This window comes from Rhodococcus sp. AG1013, from assembly GCF_003350365.1.
Lineage (GTDB): Bacteria > Actinomycetota > Actinomycetes > Mycobacteriales > Mycobacteriaceae > Prescottella.
The window spans coordinates 77,508-97,817 of the sequence record NZ_QQAT01000012.1 but is presented as its reverse complement, the minus strand read 5'-3'; the positions used below and the strand labels follow the sequence as shown (position 1 = coordinate 97,817).

At 69.7% G+C, this 20,310-nt stretch carries 22 protein-coding genes; 16 read left to right on the top strand and 6 right to left on the bottom strand.

Going from position 1 to position 20,310, the window contains the following annotated elements:
* The first annotated feature begins 79 nt into the window (after positions 1–79).
* The 5 genes from DEU38_RS29240 to DEU38_RS15925 are packed head-to-tail and all read left to right on the top strand — an operon-like array spanning position 80 to position 5,048.
* The gene (locus DEU38_RS29240; RefSeq protein WP_258557945.1) at positions 80–205 is read left to right on the top strand and encodes a hypothetical protein; all 126 of its coding nucleotides are present in this window, start codon (positions 80–82) and stop codon (positions 203–205) included.
* Positions 202–291 carry a potassium-transporting ATPase subunit F gene (locus tag DEU38_RS15940; RefSeq protein WP_114722380.1) on the top strand — a complete coding sequence of 30 codons (90 nt, stop codon included), beginning with the start codon at positions 202–204 and terminating at the stop codon, positions 289–291. The genes DEU38_RS29240 and DEU38_RS15940 overlap by 4 nt, the downstream gene beginning before the upstream one ends.
* Positions 291–1,961, top strand: a complete 1,671-nt coding sequence (kdpA, locus tag DEU38_RS15935) for a potassium-transporting ATPase subunit KdpA (protein ID WP_114722379.1) — start codon at positions 291–293, stop codon at positions 1,959–1,961. The genes DEU38_RS15940 and kdpA overlap by 1 nt, the downstream gene beginning before the upstream one ends.
* A complete protein-coding gene (kdpB, locus tag DEU38_RS15930; protein WP_114722378.1) occupies positions 1,958–4,108 on the top strand; it encodes a potassium-transporting ATPase subunit KdpB in 2,151 nt (716 codons plus the stop codon). Before kdpA ends, kdpB begins: the two co-directional genes overlap by 4 nt.
* Position 4,109: 1 nt before the next feature.
* The gene (locus tag DEU38_RS15925) at positions 4,110–5,048 is read left to right on the top strand and encodes a potassium-transporting ATPase subunit C (protein ID WP_114722377.1); all 939 of its coding nucleotides are present in this window, start codon (positions 4,110–4,112) and stop codon (positions 5,046–5,048) included.
* 14 nt (positions 5,049–5,062) lie between these two features.
* On the opposite strand, the gene DEU38_RS15920 is transcribed toward DEU38_RS15925, so the two are convergent.
* From DEU38_RS15920 to DEU38_RS15910, 3 genes are read right to left on the bottom strand one after another with little or no spacing between them, the layout of a single operon-like run.
* Entirely contained in the window at positions 5,063–6,571 is a 1,509-nt protein-coding gene (locus tag DEU38_RS15920; protein WP_114722376.1) for an AAA family ATPase, read from the bottom strand.
* Between the two features lie 6 nt (positions 6,572–6,577).
* The gene (locus DEU38_RS29820; RefSeq protein ID WP_397484721.1) at positions 6,578–6,844 is read right to left on the bottom strand and encodes a hypothetical protein; all 267 of its coding nucleotides are present in this window, start codon (positions 6,842–6,844) and stop codon (positions 6,578–6,580) included.
* Positions 6,745–7,722, bottom strand: a complete 978-nt coding sequence (locus DEU38_RS15910; RefSeq protein WP_114722374.1) for a 1-phosphofructokinase family hexose kinase — start codon at positions 7,720–7,722, stop codon at positions 6,745–6,747. The genes DEU38_RS29820 and DEU38_RS15910 overlap by 100 nt, the downstream gene beginning before the upstream one ends.
* Before the next feature lie 143 nt (positions 7,723–7,865).
* Between DEU38_RS15910 and DEU38_RS15905 the strand changes: the two genes are divergently transcribed.
* Genes DEU38_RS15905 through DEU38_RS15880 form a run of 6 tightly spaced genes read left to right on the top strand, consistent with a single transcriptional unit; the run spans position 7,866 to position 12,854 of the window.
* Positions 7,866–8,972 carry a 4Fe-4S dicluster domain-containing protein gene (locus DEU38_RS15905; RefSeq protein WP_114722373.1) on the top strand — a complete coding sequence of 369 codons (1,107 nt, stop codon included), beginning with the start codon at positions 7,866–7,868 and terminating at the stop codon, positions 8,970–8,972.
* Complete coding sequence (locus tag DEU38_RS15900; protein WP_258557944.1) at positions 8,969–9,439, top strand: Crp/Fnr family transcriptional regulator; 471 nt, start codon at positions 8,969–8,971, stop codon at positions 9,437–9,439. The genes DEU38_RS15905 and DEU38_RS15900 overlap by 4 nt, the downstream gene beginning before the upstream one ends.
* A complete protein-coding gene (locus tag DEU38_RS15895; protein WP_114722372.1) occupies positions 9,436–10,260 on the top strand; it encodes an FAD/NAD(P)-binding protein in 825 nt (274 codons plus the stop codon). Before DEU38_RS15900 ends, DEU38_RS15895 begins: the two co-directional genes overlap by 4 nt.
* On the top strand, positions 10,260–11,045 hold the full coding sequence (locus DEU38_RS15890) for an oxidoreductase (RefSeq protein WP_114722371.1): 786 nt from the start codon (positions 10,260–10,262) through the stop codon (positions 11,043–11,045). The genes DEU38_RS15895 and DEU38_RS15890 overlap by 1 nt, the downstream gene beginning before the upstream one ends.
* Positions 11,035–12,366: a Ni/Fe hydrogenase subunit alpha gene (locus tag DEU38_RS15885; protein ID WP_114722370.1), complete on the top strand. Its 1,332-nt coding sequence runs from the start codon at positions 11,035–11,037 to the stop codon at positions 12,364–12,366. Before DEU38_RS15890 ends, DEU38_RS15885 begins: the two co-directional genes overlap by 11 nt.
* Positions 12,363–12,854: a hydrogenase maturation protease gene (locus tag DEU38_RS15880; protein ID WP_181818809.1), complete on the top strand. Its 492-nt coding sequence runs from the start codon at positions 12,363–12,365 to the stop codon at positions 12,852–12,854. Before DEU38_RS15885 ends, DEU38_RS15880 begins: the two co-directional genes overlap by 4 nt.
* Here the strand turns inward: DEU38_RS15880 and DEU38_RS15875 are convergent.
* Positions 12,796–13,128, bottom strand: a complete 333-nt coding sequence (locus DEU38_RS15875; RefSeq protein ID WP_114722368.1) for a hypothetical protein — start codon at positions 13,126–13,128, stop codon at positions 12,796–12,798. The two genes, DEU38_RS15880 and DEU38_RS15875, sit on opposite strands and share 59 nt — an antisense overlap.
* 184 nt (positions 13,129–13,312) lie before the next feature.
* Between DEU38_RS15875 and DEU38_RS15870 the strand changes: the two genes are divergently transcribed.
* On the top strand, positions 13,313–13,651 hold the full coding sequence (locus tag DEU38_RS15870; RefSeq protein WP_114722367.1) for an RNA polymerase-binding protein RbpA: 339 nt from the start codon (positions 13,313–13,315) through the stop codon (positions 13,649–13,651).
* A gap of 123 nt (positions 13,652–13,774) precedes the next feature.
* Here DEU38_RS15870 and DEU38_RS15865 read toward each other — a convergent pair whose 3' ends face one another.
* Positions 13,775–15,046, bottom strand: a complete 1,272-nt coding sequence (locus DEU38_RS15865; RefSeq protein WP_258557943.1) for a lipase family protein — start codon at positions 15,044–15,046, stop codon at positions 13,775–13,777.
* 426 nt (positions 15,047–15,472) lie between these two features.
* On the opposite strand from DEU38_RS15865, the gene DEU38_RS15860 reads away from it, so the two are divergent.
* From DEU38_RS15860 to DEU38_RS15845, 4 genes are read left to right on the top strand one after another with little or no spacing between them, the layout of a single operon-like run.
* Positions 15,473–15,844, top strand: coding sequence for a chorismate mutase family protein (locus DEU38_RS15860; RefSeq protein WP_114722366.1), 372 nt, complete (start codon positions 15,473–15,475; stop codon positions 15,842–15,844).
* 7 nt (positions 15,845–15,851) lie between these two features.
* A complete protein-coding gene (pabB, locus tag DEU38_RS15855; RefSeq protein WP_114722365.1) occupies positions 15,852–17,993 on the top strand; it encodes an aminodeoxychorismate synthase component I in 2,142 nt (713 codons plus the stop codon).
* On the top strand, positions 17,990–18,886 hold the full coding sequence (locus DEU38_RS15850) for a prephenate dehydrogenase/arogenate dehydrogenase family protein (RefSeq protein ID WP_114722364.1): 897 nt from the start codon (positions 17,990–17,992) through the stop codon (positions 18,884–18,886). The genes pabB and DEU38_RS15850 overlap by 4 nt, the downstream gene beginning before the upstream one ends.
* Positions 18,883–19,878 carry a diiron oxygenase gene (locus DEU38_RS15845; RefSeq protein WP_114722363.1) on the top strand — a complete coding sequence of 332 codons (996 nt, stop codon included), beginning with the start codon at positions 18,883–18,885 and terminating at the stop codon, positions 19,876–19,878. The genes DEU38_RS15850 and DEU38_RS15845 overlap by 4 nt, the downstream gene beginning before the upstream one ends.
* A 25-nt stretch (positions 19,879–19,903) precedes the next feature.
* Here the strand turns inward: DEU38_RS15845 and DEU38_RS15840 are convergent, their stop codons facing one another.
* Positions 19,904–20,305 (bottom strand): hypothetical protein, encoded by a 402-nt coding sequence (locus tag DEU38_RS15840; RefSeq protein ID WP_114722462.1) that lies wholly within the window; start codon positions 20,303–20,305, stop codon positions 19,904–19,906.
* Positions 20,306–20,310: the final 5 nt, after the last annotated feature.

The window sequence follows — 20,310 nt, the reverse complement described above, 5'->3', positions numbered from 1 at the left end:
CCGGGTAAACCTCGCGGTAACTCCCATTCTGGCCCCGCTGTGCAGTACCCCGACGTTGAATCGAGGTGAAAGTCCCTCCGTGGGCCTGTCCACCGAGGGCTCGACGACCGGGGAGGCGGACATGGCGGTCGTGGTGTTCACCGCACTGACGGTGGTGATCTTTCTCCTGCTCACGGTGGTGCTGAGGGCGGTGGAGCGGCTGTGAACTTCGACAATGCCGTGGGACTGGTGACGGTCGTACTCATCGCCGTGTTTCTCGCTGCCGCGTTGTTCTTCCCGGAGCGATTCTGATGAGTTCCGCCGCGGCCGGTGCGCTGTTCGCGGGAACACTGCTGGTGGTGCTCGTGCTCGTCCATGTCCCGCTCGGGGACTACATGTTCCGGGTGTACTCGGGAACCTCGCATTCGCGGCTCGAACGCGTCGTGTACCGGTTGATCGGCGTCGAGCCGACGGCCGAGCACAGCTGGCCGGTGTACGCGCGCAGCGTTCTCGCCTTCTCTGCGGTCGGCATCGTGTTCCTGTTCGGGCTGCAACTGGTCCAGCAGCACCTGTGGCTGCACGTGCCCGCACCGGCGACGCCCATGACCTCGGACCTGGCCTGGAACACGGCGGTCAGCTTCGTCACCAACACCGACTGGCAGGCGTACGCGGGCGAGTCCACAATGAGCCCGCTCGTCCAGATGACCGGGCTCGCGGTGCAGAACTTCGTCTCCGCCGCGGTCGGGATGGGTGTCGGGATCGCGTTGGTGCGGGGTTTCGCGCGGACCCGTAGCGCCGTGATCGGGAACTTCTGGGTCGACCTGGTGCGGGGAACGGTCCGGATCCTGCTCCCCATCGCCTTCGTCGGCGCGGTGGTACTCGTGGTGGGTGGCGTCGTCCAGAACTTCGCCGTCCAGCGTTCGGTCGGCACCCTCACCGGCGGTACCCAGGTGCTACCGGGTGGTCCGGTCGCGAGTCAACAGTCCATCGAGATGCTGGGCACCAACGGCGGCGGCTACTTCAACGCGAATGCGGCCCATCCGTTCGAGAACCCGACGGCTTGGACCAGCTGGGTGCAGATCCTGCTGATGCTGCTCATCGCGTCGGCGCTGCCCCGCACCTTCGGCCGGATGGTGGGGAGCCGGAAGCAGGGATACGCGATCGCCGCGATCACGGCGATCCTCGCGGTCGTCAGCGTGACGTTGACGAACCTGCTGCAACTCCAGCACCACGGAACGGCCCCGACCGCGATCGGCGCGTCGATGGAGGGTGTGGAACAGCGCTTCGGGGTGGCGAATTCGGCCACCTTCGCCGCGACCGGGACGCTGACGTCGGCGGGGGCCACCAACTCGGCCCACGACTCGTACACCAGTCTCGGCGGCATGATGACGATGCTGAACATGCAACTCGGCGAGGTGGCACCGGGCGGTGCCGGTTCCGGCCTCTACGGCATTCTGATCCTTGCTGTCATCACCGTGTTCATCGCCGGACTGATGGTCGGGCGCACCCCGGAATACCTCGGGAAGAAGATCACCCCGCGTGAGATCAAACTTGCCGCCGCCTACTTCCTGGTCACCCCGCTGGTCATCCTCGTCGGCACGGCCGTCACGATGGCGCTGCCCGGGCCGCGGGAGCGGATGCTCAACACGGGCCCGCACGGGTTGTCGGAGGTTCTGTACGCGTTCACATCCGTCGCCAACAGCAACGGGTCGGCGTTCGCCGGGCTCGCCGCGAACACCCCGTGGTACAACACGGCCCTCGGCGTCGCGATGCTGCTCGGACGATTCCTGCCGATCATCTTCGTTCTCGCGCTCGCCGGCACGCTCGCCCGGCAGGGATCGGTTCCCGCCTCGGCCGGCACCCTGCCCACGCACCGCCCGCAGTTCGTCGCCCTCGTCACCGGGGTGACGCTGATCCTGGTCACCCTGACGTTCCTGCCCGCACTCGCGCTGGGCCCGCTGGCGGAGGGAATCCACCGATGAGCGCCCCCGGCCCGCCGCCGGCCCCTCCCGCGTCGCCGAAGTCCGGGGCGGCGGGCCGAACCACGAGCCTGCTCAACGCACGAACCATCGCCGCGGCAGCACCGGTCGCCGTCCGCAAGCTCGATCCGCGCCTGCTGTGGCGCAATCCCGTCATGTTCATCGTCGAGGTGGGTGCCGCGTGGAGCACGGTCCTCGCGGTCCTGAGCCCGTCCTGGTTCGCGTGGGCCGCGGTGTTCTGGCTGTGGATCACGGTCGTATTCGCGAATCTCGCGGAGTCCGTCGCCGAGGGACGTGGCAAGGCTCAGGCCGATGCCCTCCGTCAGGCTCGGACGGGCACCCGCGCACGACTGCTTCCCGACTGGGCCCCCGGGGGCACCGTAGTGAGCGAGACCGACGTCGCGGCGACGGATCTGCGGCAGGGCGACGTCGTGATCGTCGAAGCGGGACAGACCGTTCCGGGAGACGGCGACGTCGTGGAGGGCATCGCGTCGGTCGACGAGTCGGCGATCACCGGCGAGTCCGCGCCCGTCGTGCGGGAATCGGGGGGTGACCGCTCGTCGGTCACCGGCGGCACCCAGGTGTTGTCGGACCGGATCGTCGTCAGGATCACCCAGCAGCCGGGCGGCAGTTTCATCGACCGCATGATCGCGCTGGTCGAGGGCGCCAACCGGCAGAAGACGCCCAACGAGATCGCGCTCGGCATCCTCCTGGCGGCCCTGACCGTGATCTTCGTCTTCGCGGTGGCGACCCTGCAGCCCCTGGCGATCTACTCGAAGGCCGACAATCCCGGTGTTCCCGACACCGCGGCCCTGAACCAGTACGGGGTTGCCGGGATCGTCATGGTGTCGCTGATGGTGTGCCTGATCCCCACCACGATCGGGGCCCTGCTGTCGGCGATCGGGATCGCAGGAATGGACCGACTGGTGCAGCGCAACGTGCTGGCGATGTCCGGACGCGCGGTGGAGGCCGCCGGCGACGTGAACACGCTACTCCTCGACAAGACCGGCACCATCACGCTGGGCAATCGTCAGGCCTCCGAGTTCGTCGCGCTCGACGGGGTTTCCGCGCAGGACCTCGCCGACGCGGCCCAGTTGGCGAGCCTCGCCGACGAGACCCCGGAAGGTCGTTCGATCGTCGTCTACGCCAAGCAGGCCTACGATCTGCGCGAGCGGACGCCGGGCGAGCTCTCGCGTGCCACCTGGGTCGAGTTCAGCGCCACGACCCGGATGTCCGGCGTCGACCTGGACGACGGCGAGATGCTCCGCAAGGGGGCAACTGCAGCCCTCTCGAACTGGGTGGCCGGTCACGGCGGCCGGGTCCCCGATCAGCTCGCGCAGATCGCGGACCGCATCTCCGAAGAGGGCGGCACGCCCCTGGTGGTGGGTCGGGCCGACAGTCACGGTGCCGGTGTCCTCGGCGTGATCCACCTCAAGGACGTCGTCAAACGAGGAATGCGTGAGCGCTTCGAGGAAATGCGCCACATGGGAATCCGGACGGTGATGATCACCGGCGACAACCCGCTGACCGCGGAGGCTATCGCGAAGGAGGCGGGCGTCGACGACTTCCTGGCCGAGGCCACCCCGGAGGACAAATTCGCCCTGATCAAGCGGGAACAGGCAAACGGGAAACTGGTCGCGATGACCGGAGACGGTACCAACGACGCGCCGGCCCTCGCGCAGGCCGACGTCGGCGTCGCGATGAACACCGGCACCTCGGCGGCCAAGGAAGCCGGCAACATGGTGGATCTCGACTCCGATCCCACCAAGCTCATCGAGATCGTCGAGATCGGCAAGCAGCTGTTGATCACCCGCGGCGCGTTGACGACGTTTTCGATCGCCAACGACATCGCGAAGTACTTCGCGATCATCCCGGCCATGTTCGTGGTGCTCTTCCCCGGCCTCGCTCTGCTGAACGTCATGCGCCTGCACAGCCCGCAGTCCGCGATCCTCGCGGCGGTCATCTACAACGCACTCGTCATCGTCGCGCTGATCCCGCTGGCGCTGCGGGGCGTGCGGTACCGCCCGGCGACCGCGCAGAAGCTGCTCGGCCGCAACCTCTACATTTACGGGCTCGGCGGTGTCGTCGCGCCGTTCGTCGGGATCAAGCTGATCGATCTGATCCTGCAGTTCCTGCCGGGGATGTCCTGACATGCGCCGCGCCTGGCTCCGCCAGCACGTTGCCGCGCTGCGAGCGCTTCTGGTGCTGACCGTGATCACCGGCGTCGTCTACCCCGTCGCGGTGTGGGGGGTGGCCGCGGTGCCGTGGCTGCGCGACCGCGCCGACGGCGCGATCGTCACGGTCGACGGCACGCCGGTCGGTAGTGGACGAATCGGTCAGTCGTTCACCGGTTCCGACGGGAATCCGCTGCGCCGGTACTTCCAGAGCCGCCCGTCGGCCGCGGGAACCGGATTCGACACCCTCGCTTCCGGGGCGAGCAACCTCGGGCCGGAGAGCATCCGGGACACCCCGGCCCATCCCGACCTGTTGGCGCGCGGCGCGACCCCGACCGACGCCGGATTCGTGCCGAGCCTGCTCACCGCCGTGTGCACCCGCAGCCGCGGGGTCGGACAACTCGAGGGGGTGGACGGATCCCGGCCGTTCTGCACCGCCGGAGGCGTGGGTGCGGTGCTGTCGGTGATCGAGCCCCGGGACGCCGACGGCAATGTCCCCCGCCCGGAACGGGTGGTGAGCGTCAACGAGCCCTGCTCGACGGACCCAGCGGTCCCAGCCCGGACATTCCTGGACAGCTACGAGGGGGCCCCGGTGGAGTGCGCGCGCTTCGGCGACCGCGAAACTTACGACGCGGGCCGGATCGTCCCCGTTCGTGGCGGTGCACCGGCGCGGCCGGCGGTCCCCGCGGATGCGGTCACGGCGAGCGGCAGCGGTCTGGATCCGGACATCTCCACCGAGTATGCCGAGCTGCAGGTGCCGCGGGTAGCCGCCGCCCGCGGCGTCGGCGCGGACCTGATCCGTGCCGCCGTCGACGCCCACACCGACGGCCGCGGACTCGGCTTCCTGGGCGAGCCCACCGTGAACGTACTGAATCTCAACCTGGATCTGGACCGACGATTCCCGATGCCGCGCTGACCATCCCGACTGGACTACGGTCGGCGTGCACCGGTCCACCAGCGGTCTTCGGCGGCCTGCACCGCATCCGCGACCGGACCTGTCGTGTCGACCCCGACGGCCTCGGCCCACTCGTCCGCACGCCGCGCCATGGCATGCGCGATGGCGGGATCGGCCTCGGAGTCGTGGTCACCGCCGGCGGTCGCACGGTCGCGCAGTCGCGACTCGGTGACCGCCGGCGGGGCGACACATCGCAGCGCGACCAGGTCGGCGACGGCGTCCGACGCCATCGCCTCGGCCCGCCGGCGCAGCCGGGCGTCCGTCCACGACGCGTCGAGGACGACGGAGATGCCCCGTCCCAGGGCCTCGCGGGCCCGGTCGAGCATCGTCGCGTACACCCGGTCCGTCGCCTCCGCCGAGTACCGTCCGCCGCGGAATCCGGGTGCCGGGTCGCGGCCGCGTTCGTCGGCGAACAGTTCACGGCGGATCGCGTCGCTCGACAGCAGCAGCGCGCCCACCGATTCCGCCAGGCGCGCCGCGACCGTGGACTTACCGGACGCGGGCAGCCCTCCCACCAGGGCGAGGCGAACCGCCCCGCGGCGCAGGTGTTCCGCGGCCAGTGCGGTGTGGCGAAGTGCGTCCTGCGCGGACTCGGACCGGCCCTGCAGGTGCCGGACACAGTCGACCTTGGCCCGCATGAAGGCGCGGTAGGCGATGTAGTGGTGGCGCAGCGCGTCGGGCGCAGCATCGTCGGCCTGACCGGTGTACCGGTCCAGGAAACGGGTCGCCAGGTCGGCGCGGCCCTGGAATTCGAGATCCATCGCGAGGCAGGCGGCGTCGTCGAGGCCGTCGACGTACCGGAGTCGGTCGTCGAACTCGAGACAGTCCAGGACGCGTGGACCGTCGCGGAGGCAGAAGATGTCGTCCGCCAGCAGGTCGCCGTGGCCGTCGACGATCCGGGCTTGCGTGATGCGGTCCGCGAACAACTGCCCACGCCCGTCGAGGAACCTGTTCACGGTGCGCTCGAGCGCGTCCAGGCGGTCGTCGCAGACGACGTCCTGCGGCATCGTCCGAGTCTCGCGAAAGTTGTTGCGCCACCGCCGACGGACCGCCTCGATGGTCCCCTCGTGATCGACGTGCGGGCCGCGGTGCGCGCTCCGATGGAATCTTGCGATCAGGTCGGCGATCTCATCGACCCGATCCTGGACCGGCACCTCCGAACGCAGCAGGGCCGACAGCCGCGCCTTCTCGGGCATCCGGGTCATCACGACGAGGGGTTCGCCGTCGCGGCCGTCCGGGTCACGGAGTTCCGTCACGCCGAGATAGACGTCGGGCGCGAGACGACGGTTCAGTTCGACCTCCCGGGCGCACACCGCGACGCGGGCCGCGCGCGTGCTGAAGTCGAGGAAGTCGGTGCGTATCGGCTTCTTCGCCTTGTAGACGCGATCGCCGAGGAGGAACACGACGCCGGAATGGGTCTCGTGCAGGGCCGCGAACGGCTGCTCGGCGGAATCGTCCGCGGAACCTCCGGTGCGAGTGTCCAACGACGGTCAGCCGACCTCGCCGTGCTCGTCGTAGTGGCCCTCGTGTTCGGCGTGCCGGTGCCCGTCGTGGATGTAGTCGACGTGGTCGCCGTGCTGGACCTTCTCATGACCGCAATTGTCGCCGTGGACGTGGGGATGGTCGGACGGATCGTGCGGATGGTGTTCGGGACCGGTCATGACCCCTGCCTTTCGGTCGTCTCCGCGCTGTCGACTTCCACGGTAGTGGCGTCTCGGGTGCGGCGGTACAGATTCTCGATCTCCTCGCGCCGGCACACACGGGTACCCGCGGTGGTGAGCATCGCGGCGCCGGCCGCGATGCCGAGGCGGACGGCGTCGTGCAGGCACCAATTCCGGGCGAGACCGACGGTGATGCCGGCAACCATCGCGTCTCCGGCGCCGACCCCGCTGCGGAAACGGACCGGGAGCGCTGCGAATCGCTCGGCAGATTCGGCGGTGACCGCGATGGCGCCGCGCGCCCCCAGCGAGATCACCACCGCCTCGCATCGACCCTCCGTCACGAGTTCGCGTGCGGCCCGGACCTGGTCGGGTTCGTCGACCAGATCGCGACCGGCCAGTTCCCGGAGCTCGCGGATGCTCGGCTTCAGCAGGTACACCCCGGTGTCGATGTGGCGTAGCGGTTCGCCGGACGTGTCCACGATGCAGCGGGCGCCGAGATTGCGTGTCATTGCGACGACCCGCGCGTAGAAGTCCGGTGGGGCGCCCGGGGGCAGGCTCCCGCTGGCCACCACGAGCTGGGCGTCCCGGGCCACCTCCGCGACTAGGGCGAGGCAGCGTTCCTGGTCGGCCAGGCTCATGTGCGGGCCCGGCAGCACGAACCGGTACTGGTCCCCGGTGCTCAGTTCGTCGACAGTGAGACTCTCCCGGGTGGCGCCGTCGATGGGAACCCGACGGTTCCACACACCCTCGCGATCCAACAGCGCACCCAGGACCGTTCCGGTCGCCGAGCCGACCGGGAACACCGCGACCACGGACTCCCCCAACACGCGCGCGATCCGTGCGACGTTGATCCCTCCACCACCGGGGTCGTAGCGGGGCTCCGCGCAACGAATCTTGTCGGTCGGCCCCACGGCCCCGGCGCTCGTCGAGATATCGAGCGCCGGATTCATGGTCAGCGTGACGATCGCCGGCATCGCAGGCCGCCTCCCTCTGGCCCGGGCGATGGCCGCCCCCGCCTCCTGAGTCCGATCGTCATCGGCGCGGCCGACGCGGTCCAGGGCCGAACGGCCCTTTACTCCGGCCGAGTGAGCTGTCCCAATGGACGAGAGGGGGTGCCATGAACGCAGTCATCGATCGGCGCGCACTCGACGATCTGATCCGAGTGTTGCGCGGCGACGGTCGCCGAGTCGTGGGACCGACGGTCCGCGACAGCGCGATTGTGCTCGCCGAGCTCGAGTCGGGCACACAACTGCCCGACGGGTGGGGTGTGTTCACAGCCCCCGGCGAGTATCGGTTGCGCCGCCGCGACGACCAGGCCGTATTTGCGCACTCGTCGGGCCCGATGTCGTTCAAGCAGTACCTGCATCCCGCGCACCGGGTGCTGTGGTCGTGCGACGACGGCGAATTCTCGGCGCCGGTGGACCCGCCGCCGGCATATGTGTTCCTCGGTGTCCGCGGCTGCGACCTCGCCGCGATCCGGACGCTGCACCGGGTCCTGTCCGCGGAATCCGACAGTTACTCCGCCCGCGTGCTGAGGAATCTGATCGTGATCGCAGTCAACTGCACCGAGCCGGGCGGAGTGTGCTTCTGTGCCTCGATGGGCACCGGTCCCGACGTCGCCGCCGACTACGACCTCTCCCTGACCGAGCACGTGGACGACGACGGGCACTGGTTCCTCGTCGACGTCGGCACCGAGACCGGGCAGCAGTTGCTCGACCGGATCCCGCACCGCGCCGCGGCCGACGCCGAGACCGAGGACTGCCGCGCCGCGGTGACGGCGGCGGCCGGCGCGATGGGCCGGGAGATGCCCGACGTCGATCTGCGGGCGCTGCTGCGCGCCGCGCGCGACGAACCGGTGTGGGAGGAGGTCGCGGCCCGTTGCCTGACCTGCGGGAACTGCACCATGGTGTGCCCGACGTGTTTCTGCACCACCACCGAGGACGTCAGCGAACTCACCGGCGACCACACCGAGCGCCGGCAGCACTGGTCGTCGTGCTTCGAACTCGATTACTCGCACCTGCACGGCGGCAACGTCCGCACCAGCGGCGAGAGCCGCTACCGCCAGTGGATGACGCACAAACTGGGTACCTGGTTCGATCAGTTCGGCAGCTCGGGGTGCGTCGGCTGCGGCCGGTGCATCGACTGGTGTCCCGTCGGCATCGACATCACCGAGGAGGCGGCGCGGCTGACCGGTGCGTTGCCCGGAGCCGGGCAGTCGCCGTGACGACCGGTGCGGGTGCCTCCGCGTCGCGACTGCTGTTGCCGGGGCTGGACGAGGCGGGACGCGACCGGCTCGAGGCGCTGTCGACGCCGGCGCTGTGGCTGCCCGGCGAGTTCGTGTTCCGGGAAGGCGAGCCGGCCCGTCGATGCTGGCTGCTGCGGCGCGGAAGGGTGTCGTTGAGCACGTCGGTGCCCGGCCGGGGGGATGTCGTGATCGAGACGCTCGCCGCCGGGGACGTGCTGGGCTGGTCGTGGTTGCGGCCCCCGCGGGTGTGGGACTTCGGTGCCGTCGCGGCCGACACCACCGAGGCGTGGGAGGTCGACGCCGTGGCCCTGCGCGACGCGGCCGAGGCCGATCCGGCGTTCGGCTATGCGGTGTCGCAGGCGCTGTCCGCCGTCCTCCTCGACCGACTCCAGGCCACCCGCGCGCGCCTGTTGGATCTCTATGCGAACCCCGGTGGCTCGCCGTGACCGCGACGGTCGTGCCGACCGCGCACCGGGTGCTGCGGCGCACGGTGGAGACGCACGACTCGGTGACACTGGAACTGGGCCCGGTCCACGCGCCGCTGCCGGGCTTCCGGCCGGGCCAGTTCATGATGCTGTGTGCGCCGGGAGTCGGCGAGATCCCGATCTCGTCGTGCGGCGATCCGACCTCACGACACGGGGTCTCGGAGCACACGATCCGGCGTGTGGGCGCGGTCAGCGCGGCTCTGCACGACGCGGACGTCGGACGCATGATCGGGGTGCGAGGACCGTTCGGCACCGGTTGGAACCTCGCGGCGGCCACCGGACGGGACCTGCTGATCATCGCCGGCGGGGTCGGTTTCGCCGCGGTCCGGGCGCCCGTGCTCGCGGTCCGCGCCGACCGGGCCGCATACCGCGCGGTCACCGTCGTCGTCGGTGCCCGCAGCCCCGAGGAGATCCTCTATCGGGGCGAACTCGACGACTGGCGAGCGGCGGGCATCGACGTCCTCGTCACGGTCGACCAGCCGGCTCCCGGCTGGTCGGGGCCGATCGGGTTCGTCACCGAAGTTCTCGGACGCCTCGACCTCGACCCCGCCCGAACCCGGGCGATTCTGTGTGGACCGGAGGCGATGATGCGGTTCTCGGTGCGGGTCCTCCTGGGTAAGGGCGTCGCACCGGACGCCGTCGAGGTCTCGCTGGAACGCAACATGCAGTGCGGCATCGGGGTGTGTGGGCACTGCCAACTCGGCGAGCTGTTGCTGTGCCGCGACGGTCCCGTCGTCGACTACGCATCCGCCGCACCGCTCATGCATACCCGGGAGCTGTGATGAGTGCCCCGATACCCGCAACCCGGCCGTCTCTCGCGGTGTGGAAGTTCGCGTCCTGCGACGGTTGTCAACTCTCGTTGCTCGACTGCGAGGACGAACTGCTCGGCGTCGCCACGCAACTGCAGATCGCCCACTTCCTCGAGATGTCCAGCGCAGTGGTCGAGGGTCCGTACGACCTGTCGCTCGTGGAGGGTTCGGTCACCACCGCCACGGACGTGGACCGCATCCACGCGATCCGGGACAACTCCAAGCGGCTGGTCACGATCGGTGCCTGCGCGACCGCCGGCGGAGTGCAGGCGCTGCGGAACTTCGCGGATGTCGTCGAGTTCGCCGACGCGGTGTACGCGAGCCCGGAGTACATCGACACGCTCGCGACGTCGACACCGATCTCCGCCCATGTGCGGGTGGACTTCGAGCTGCGCGGTTGTCCCATCGACCGGCGACAACTGATCGAGGTGATCACCGCGTTCCTGGCGGGCCGGACCCCGAACGTCCCGAACACCAGCGTGTGCACCGAGTGCAAGCGTCGCGGCCTGACGTGTGTCATGGTCGCCGACGGAACCCCGTGCCTGGGGCCGGTCACCCATGCCGGGTGCGGTGCCCTGTGTCCCGCGCACGCCCGGGGCTGCTACGGCTGTTTCGGTCCCACTCCGAACCCCAACATCGCGTCACTGGCAGGCTGGCTGCGCCGGTGCGGCATGGACGATGCCGGCATCGGCCGCGTGTTCTCGACGTTCAACGTCGCGGACCCCGACTTCGACGAGGGCCGCCGGTATGGGCACTGACGGTTCCGGGACTCCCGACCCGCCCGGCCGCGACGCGGCGACAGTGCGCCGGCTGACGGTGCGGGCGCTGGCCCGGGTCGAGGGCGAGGGCCGCCTCGACGTGACGGTCCGCGGCGATACGGTCGAGGACGCGCGACTGGACATCTACGAGCCGCCGCGCTTCTTCGAGGCGTTCCTGCGGGGCCGGGACTTCCAGGAGCCGCCGGACATCACGTCCCGCATCTGCGGGATCTGCCCGGTCGCCTACCAGGTCAGTGCCTGCAACGCGCTCGAGCAGGCGTGCGGGGTGACCCCCGGACCGCGGCTGCTCGCGTTGCGCCGGCTGCTGTACTGCGGTGAGTGGATCGCCAGCCACACGCTGCACATCTACTTCCTGCACGCACCGGACTTTCTGGGCGTCCCGGATTCGATCGCACTGGCCCGGATCGACCGCGCGGCCGTCGAGCGCGGTCTGGCGCTCAAGAAGGCCGGGAACGCGATCCTCGAGACCATCGGCGGGCGACCCATCCACCCGGTGAACGTGCGCGTCGGCGGGTTCTATCGCGCACCGACCGTCGAGGAACTGGCGACCCTCACCGGGACCCTCCGGGCCGCCCTGGACGCCGCCGCGGAGACCGTCGAGTGGGTCGCGGGTTTCGACTTCCCGGACGTCGAACTGGATCCGGTGCTGGTGGCACTCCACGACGAACACCGGTACGCAATCGAGGACGGTGTGGTGCGCACCAGCGGTGGGGCACAGTTCCCCGCCGCCGAGTTCGATCGGCACGTCGTCGAGCGGCAGGTGCCGACCTCGACGGCCCTGCACGCGCGGCTCGACGGCGAGCGGTATCTGACCGGCCCTCTGGCGCGGTTCACCCTCAACTCCGACCACCTCTCTCCCCTGGCCCGGCGGGCGGCGACCGCGGCCGGGCTCGGTGACGAGTGTCGAAACCCCTACCGCAGCATCGTTGTTCGCGCGGTCGAGGTCCTGTACGCCCTCGAGGAGGCGCTGCGCCTGATCGAGGAGTACGAGCGTCCCGAGCCCGCGGTCGCGATGGAGGCTCGGCCCGGGGTGGGCCACGGCGTCAGCGAGGCGCCGCGTGGGCTGCTCTACCACCGTTACCGCATCGGCGACGACGCCCTGATCGACGACGCGGTCATCGTGCCGCCGACGGCGCAGAACCAGGATGCGATCGAGGCCGATCTCGTCGCGCGGATCGGTGAGCACCTCGACCTCGACGACGACGCACTGACCGGTCTGTGCGAGCGGACGATCCGCAATCACGATCCGTGCATCTCGTGTGCGACCCACTTCCTCGACCTTCGGATGACCCGGTCGTGAGGGCCACGGTGATCGGCATCGGCAACGAATTCCGCCGCGACGACGGGGTGGGTCCGGCGGTGGTGCGGGCTCTGAGCGGTCGCCTGGCTGCGGAGATCCCGGTGTGTATCCCCGCAGATACCGTGGATCTGGTCACCGCCTGGTCGGGCACCGACATCGCCATCGTCGTCGACCTGCTGCAGTGTGCGCGGCCCCGTCCTGGACGGGTGCGGCGAGTCGCCACCGACGGCTTCGCCGGCGCGGGCGAGGTCGGCGGGCACCGGGTGGACGTGGCCGCCGCACTCGCACTGTCCCGGGTATTGGGCACGGCGCCGCGCCGGTTGGTGACGTTCACCGTCGAGGGCACCGACGTCCGGTCGGGAGTGGGGCTGTCGACACCGGTGTGGCGCGCGGTCCCGCGGGTGGCCGCCGCGGTCGAGGCCGAGCTCGTCAGCGGAAGCGTTCCGCGGCCCGGGCCATCGCGACCAACCGGTCGGCGAGTTCGGTGAGTTCGGCATGGTCGGCGTCCTCGGCGACGGCGGTGGCGACGTCCTCCGCCGCGCACCGCAGCTCGAACATCCGATCGGAGAGGGCCGAGGACTCCTCGGCGGTGAGCACCAGGGCGTCGACCGGGATGGATGTGCCCTTGACCGCGATGCGCTGCTCGTAGGCACGCTGGCGGCACGATTGACGGCAGTACCGGCGGCGGCGCCCGATCCCGGCGGGAGCCACCTCGCGGCCGCACCACACGCACGATTCGGGTCTCCGGGAAGCTGCAGCCATGGACGCACACCTTACTGCGGGCTGACCCTCGTACAGGGCGACGTACCCGGTAACATGGGGCGGCCGCATCCACGTGAGTCTCGGGAACGTTCCGGGATTCCGGGACGTTGTAGAGGGTTGTGAACGCTCGGTGCGCCGCCCACGGCGAACTGGCGCGGCGGAAGAACGAGGAGAGGACACCCCCATGGCAGATCGCGTACTTCGAGGTAGCCGGCTCGGAGCGGTGAGCTACGAGACCGACCGCGACCACGACCTGGCGCCCCGTCGCATGGCTCGCTACCGGTGTGACAACGGCGAGGAGTTCGACGTCCCGTTCGCCGACGACGCCGAGATCCCCGGCACCTGGCTGTGCAAGAACGGTCTCGAGGGCACCCTCCTGGAGGGCACCGCCCCCGAGGCGAAGAAGGTCAAGCCCCCGCGTACCCACTGGGACATGCTGCTGGAGCGTCGCTCGGTCGAGGAGCTCGAGGAGCTGCTCAAGGAGCGTCTGGACCTGCTCAAGGCTAAGCGGCGCGGCGCATAGCCCGCTCGCTCGCACACGAACACTTCGGCGCCGCCACGGAACTCCGTGGCGGCGCCGCTGTCTGTCCCGGCCGGGTGGCCTCGATCGCGACCGCGCCCCGTGTTTCCCGACGGAAACGGGCAGTCAGCAGTTGCTGGGCGCAGGCTCCCCGCGGAACCGGGCGTCGAGGTAGTCCAGGGCGCGCGGCGCCCCGAGAACCGCGGTGGTGAGATGGTCGGGGCTCGGGAACAACTCCGACTCCACCGTCGCGCCGGCCCGGCAGTAGCGCTGCACGGTCGCGACGATCGAATCCACGGGGATCAGCGCATCGGTGGGGCTGTGCCATTCGTACAGCGGGGCCGTCGGCACGCCCGGATACCGTTCGATGCTGTTGTCGTCGAGCACCGCCTCCGCGGCCGGACTGGCGAGCAGGTCGGTCGTGCGGGAAATCTCTGCCGCACTGTGACCCGCGCCGGTGGCGAGGATGTCGTTGGTGCAGGCGTTGGCCAGCGCGTTGCGCATGGCGATCCCTTTGTCGTTCAGTTGCTCGCTGATGGGCAGCAGGTCGGGATACTCCCGTTCGAGTCCGATCGCGGCCGCGAGCGCCAGCCCGAACGCGGGGTGGGGCGCGGTGCCCAGCGCCTGCGCCATCTTGCCGATGTTCATCGGCGCACCACCGGAGGCCACGCCCACGATGTTCAGTTCGGGCGCGTAGGACGGGGCAAGGGCCGCCGCGAACGAGGTGGCCATGCCTCCGCCGGAGTATCCCGCCAGCGCGACGGGGCTCGCGGCCAGGCCCAGGTCGGGGACGCGCTGCACCGCGCGGATGCCGTCGAGGGTGATCTGTCCGCCCAGCCGCGCGGCGCCGTACGCGCTGGTGGGTCCCAGATGGTCGGGCAGGGCCACGGTCCATCCGCGGGCGAGCGCGACGTTCAGGGCTGGGGACTCGCGAATCATCAGGTTCGGGTCGTTGGTGTACAGCGCGCGCGACGGGGCGCACGTGGCACCGAGGGCGTTGATGATGTGCTGGAGCGACAGCAGCGGGCCGTTCTGCTGCCGGTTGTCGGGCACGAGAACCGTGGTGACGGCGGCGATCGGGTGGTTCTCGGAGTTCGTGGACCGGAACTTGAGCTGCCACACCGACGTGTTCGGGAACTGCGGCAGCGGCGGCATACGGCGGGTCGCGAGGACGTCCCCGGGTGCCGCGCCGGCCGCCGCGTCCTGCTGGCTGTAGAACGGATCGGGATCGGCGACCGGATAGATCGGTGACGCCGAGACCGCTGACGGCGCGAGGACCGTCGCGCACACGATCACAGCGGCCGTGACGAGCGCTCTCCCCACGCCGCCACGACTCGTGTCCGGCAGCAACCGCGACCACCGTGGCCGCGGCGCTCGCACCAGGAACAGCATCGACATACCCCCTCGAAGTCCTCGGATTTCTCCGTGGAATTGTGTGTTTTCACCGAATTACGCATTTGGATGAATATCGGAAAGTGCGCGGGTCGCGGATCTTTGACCGGTCGGCGACTCAGCTTATGTGACTCCTTCGAAGAATCCCTCGAATCCGGTGAACGACTTTGCGCGACCGGCGTATTCGAGGCCGGATACCGCACGATTGCGTGCGATGCAATCGAATCCGGACACATCGACACGGGTCGTGACCGCACTGTCACCGAACTGATCGCGACGCTCGCGGGACCTCCACCCGAATTGTGGCAAGGATTCGCCTCGCCTAGTCGCCCGTGACATCATGAAGGGAACGCACGCAGCTAGCGGATTCAGCTGACGCGATGGCTCGAAGAACTACCGCGCCGGTCCAGCAGACGTAAGGCGAGGTGGCGCATGGACGACACCAACGGCCCCGCGAGGGCCTGCACCTCAGAACCCCCCGTGGACGCGATCTCGGCCGAGCAGCCGGGGTTGGCTCGTCTGAGGGCGGAACTCGACGCGATCGACGATCGGCTACTCGAGGACATTCGAGCCCGCATCGACGTGTGTGTCCGGATAGCGGAGGTGAAGCGACATCAGGGAATCCCGATGATGCAGCCCGGTCGCGTGAACCTCGTGCAGTCACGCGCCGAGGAATTCGCTCGCGCGAACGGGTTGTCTCCCGATTTCCTCCGCAGCCTGTACGAATTGATGATCGGCGAGACGTGTCGCGTCGAGGACGTCGTCATCGGGTCCAACGGCGACACGAATCGTGCTACGGGCTGATGGCGCCATGTCGACCCGCACACTCCTGATCGACAACTACGACTCGTTCACCTACAACCTCTACAGCCTGTTGTCGGAGGTGAACGGCGAACCGCCGTGTGTGGTGAAGAACGATGTGGACTGGGCGTCGGTGGACATCGGCACCTTCGACAACATCGTCATCTCCCCCGGTCCGGGACGCCCGGACCGCAAGCGGGACTTCGGTGTCAGCGCGCGGGCGATCGCGAATCGGGAGATTCCGGTGCTCGGGGTGTGCCTGGGCCACCAGGGCCTGTGCCACCTGTTCGGGAGCAACGTCGGGCTGGCGCCGGTCCCGATGCACGGTCGGCTGTCGCCGATCCGGCACAGCGGTGCCGGGATCTTCGCCGGCATCCCGTCGCCGTTCCAGGCCGTCCGCTACCACTCGCTCATCGTGGAGAGTCTGCCACCGGAACTCGAGCAGCACGCCTGGACGGACGAAGGCCTGATCATGGCGGCGAAGCACCGCCGACATCCCCTGTGGGGGGTGCAGTTCCATCCGGAGTCGATCTGCACGCAGTACGGGCGCGAACTGATGGGCAACTTCCGTGATCTGACACCGACGCACTCGGGCAGGTCGTCGACGCGGACCGCGTCCGTGTCCCCGCCGCCGCGCGCCGACTCCGGTGCAAGGTCCGGGGGCCCGTCGGAGGCGAAGCCCAGGTACGTCGTGCACACCCGGCGGGTGGATCGCGCTGTCGATCCGCAGGACGTCTACGGCCGATTGTTCGCGGACGGACCGAACAGCTTCTGGCTGGACGGCAGCGCCGCGATCGAGCCGGAGTCGAAATTCTCGGTCATGGGCGACTGCTCCGGTCCGCTCGCCGAGTACGTCACGTATCGAGTGGCCGAGACGACCGTCTGTGTCCACCGCAACGGTCGCCCCGTCGAATCGGTGCACCAACGCTTCTTCGACTACATCGACGAGCAGTTGCGGGAGCGAGCGGTGCCGGCGGTCCCGGACCTGCCGTTCGCGTTCGGCCTCGGATACGTCGGGTACCTCGGCTACGAGCTGAAGGCGGACGCCGGCAGCCAGTTGGTGCACACGTCGCCGACGGCCGACGCGGCCTTCGTCTTCGCCGACCGCGCGGTGGTGATCGACCATCTCGGCGGTCGCTGCTATCTGCTCGCCCTCAGCGAGGACCCCGACGATCCGCGAGTGGCGGAGTGGTTCGCGGCCACCGAGGCCGAGATCCGCGCACTGGACGAGGCCGTCGAGGCGCCTCCCCCGCATCCGCTCGTCAAACTCGAGGCCGACACCCAGCCGCGATTGCGGCACGACCGAGACGAGTACCTGGCGCTGGTCGGCCAGTGTCTCGACGAGATCCGGTCCGGTGAGTCGTACGAGGTGTGTCTGACCAACGCGGCGACGGTGGACCGGGTGATCGATCCGCTGCAGAGCTACGAGACGCTCCGCGAGATCAGTCCCACCCCGTACAGCGCGCTGCTCCAGTTCACGGGGGTGTCGGTGCTCAGCGCGTCGCCGGAGAGGTTCCTGCGCATCGGGGTGGACCGGGTCGTCGAATCCAAGCCGATCAAGGGCACCCGGCCCCGCCACGCGCGGCCCGAGTACGACGCGGCCCTGCGTAAGGACCTGCTCGACAGCGAGAAGGATCGTGCCGAGAACCTGATGATCGTCGACCTGGTCCGCAACGACCTGTCGCGGGTGTGCACTCCAGGATCGGTGCACGTCCCGAAACTGTTCGACGTCGAGACGTATGCCCCTGTCCACCAATTGGTCTCGACGGTCCGCGGGACACTCCGCGACGACGTGTCGACGGTGGACTGTGTGCGTGCCGCGTTCCCGGGCGGCTCGATGACCGGGGCCCCGAAACTGCGCACGATGGAGATCATCGACAAGCTCGAGGAGGGCCCCCGCGGCGTCTATTCCGGTGCCATCGGGTACTTCTCGATCAACGGGACGGCCGATTTCTCGATCGTCATCCGCACGATGGTCGCGACGGACGACCGGGTCACGTTCGGTGTGGGCGGCGCGATCGTGGCGTTGTCCGATCCGGAGGAGGAACTCGAGGAGACGATGGTCAAGGCCGTGACCATGCGGCGGTGCCTGTCGGTGACCTCGGACCCCGGAGACGCCGGAGACGCCGGGACCAGCGGCGGGGACCGATGACCGCGCGGGCGGACCCGGTGACCGCCCGGCTCGCGGTGGTGGGCGGCGCGGGTGCGGTCGGTTCGATGCTCGTGGAACTGCTGCGCCTCGATGGGGATGACGTCACGGTCGTCGACCAGGCCGACGGGATGGATGCGGTCGCACCCGACGCGGGGGTGCGCGCGGTCCTCGCCGAGGCCGACACGGTGGTGCTGGCGGTGCCCGAATCCGTCGCGATCGCAGCGGTGCCCACGCTGCACCGGATCCTGAGACCCGATGCGCTGCTGGTCGAGACGCTGTCGGTGAAGACCGGGATCCACGGCGCGCTGCAGGACGGGGCGCCGGGTCGACCGGCGGTGGGGATCAATCCGATGTTCGCGCCGGCGCTGGGGATGCCGGGGCGGCCGGTGGCCGCGGTGATCCACCAGTCGGCGCCGGCGGTGGACCGGTTCCTCGGCTCGGTCGTCGGCTGGGGTGCTCGCGTGGTCCGGGTCGGGGCCGACGAGCACGACCGGATCGCAGCGGCGACGCAGGCACTGACCCACGCGACCGTCCTGTCGTTCGGCCTGGCGTTGGCCGAGCTCGGCGTCGACCCGGGCGCGTCGGCCGCACTCGCTTCCCCGCCGCACACCACGTTGCTGGCGTTGCTGGCGCGCGTCGGGTCCGGCGTCCCCGAGGTCTACCACGACGTCCAGGCGGGCAACCCGGCCGCGGACCGGGCCCGGTCGGCGCTGGCGGCCTCGCTGTCCCGGTTGTCCGACGCGGTCGCGCACGGCGACGAGCGTGTCTTCGGCGACCTGATGGCGGAGGCCGTCGAGCCTCTCGGGGATCGGCTGGGTGACTATCGCCGGTTGTGCGCCGACCTCTTCGAGGGCCTGCACGCACCGCCGCACGGGGACGGGGGGACGCGGTGACCGACAACCCGTTCGGCGAGGAGGCCGCCGCGCACGAGCAGTTGCTGCGGCTGCCGTCGCTGCCGCCGTTCGATCCGTCCGACCCGATCGAGAGCGCGATCATCGACAGCCTCGCCGGTAGTTGGCCGCGTCGGGCGACGGTGAAGCGACCCGAACCGGACCTGGACGAACTGTTCGACCCGGCCAAGGCGGACTACCCGGAGACGTTGATCCCGTTCCACGACCACCACCGGTTCCTCGGGCTGGACGAGCCCACCCGCAACCGGATCCTCGCGTGGGCGTGGATCGCCTACAACAAGAACGTGATGGACGTCGAGCAGTACGTCGTCAATCCCGGGTTCCGGTTGCTGTCGCAGGACGCGTTCGGCACCGGACTGGGCGACACCCTCACCGTCGCGACGCTGCAGGCGATGGTCGACGAGCAGTACCACACGCTGATGCACCTCAACGCGAGCGCGCTGACCCGGCGGCGGCGCGGCTGGAACCTGACCGAGAGCCGACTGCCCTACGGTCCCACCGTCCGACGGCACCACGCGGCCGTCGCGGCGGCGGACACTCCCCGCGAGTCGGCACTGGTGAGCCTGGCGTTCACCACCGTCGCGGAGACCTCGATCAGCGCCTATCTGGGGCTGATGACCGACGACGACAACGTGCAACCGGTCAACCGGGCGACGGTGGTGCTGCACCGGCGGGACGAGTACTGCCACTCGTCGATCGCCGGGGAGCTGCTGAAGATCGTGTTCGAGCGCCTCGACGGCGACGACCGCAGGATGCTGCTGGCCGGGCTGGCCGACGGGCTCGAGGCGTTCCGTGCCAACGACTTCGCGACGTGGACCACTGTGATGGAGGCGGAGAACGTGCGGGGCGGGGCGGCGATGGTGGCCGACGCCGCCCACGAGGCCGACCGACAGCAACTGGTGCAGGACTGCAGCGCGATCCGGCGCCTGTGCGACGACCTCGGGGTGAGCGACGACGTCCCCTACGAGTGGTGACCACTCGTAGGGGACGTCCGCTCGATCACGGTGTCGCGTTGAGCCACTCGTAGAACGCCGGCTGCACGTTCGGATTGGCGCCGGTGATGCCGTTGTAGGCGCCGACGGCGGCACCGATCCCCGTGCCCACGATGCAGCCGGCGACGAAGTTCGGGAAGATCGACACGCAGCCGATCGCGAGGCCGACACCGGCGCCGATCGCCATGCCTGCGGGACCGCCTGTCTCCCACCCGATCGTGATCTCGCGAATAAGGTTGTCCTGCGCCGTCTGCTTGTCGACGACAGGCACAGCCAGCGGGACGGCAACGTCGCCGGGGGCGGCGGCGGGTGCCGCGTATGCGGTGCCGACTCCCGTCCCGAGTGCGACGACGACGAGACCCGATGCGACGGTGGCTTTCGTGGCCTTCGTGGCGTTCGAAAGATTCATGGCGC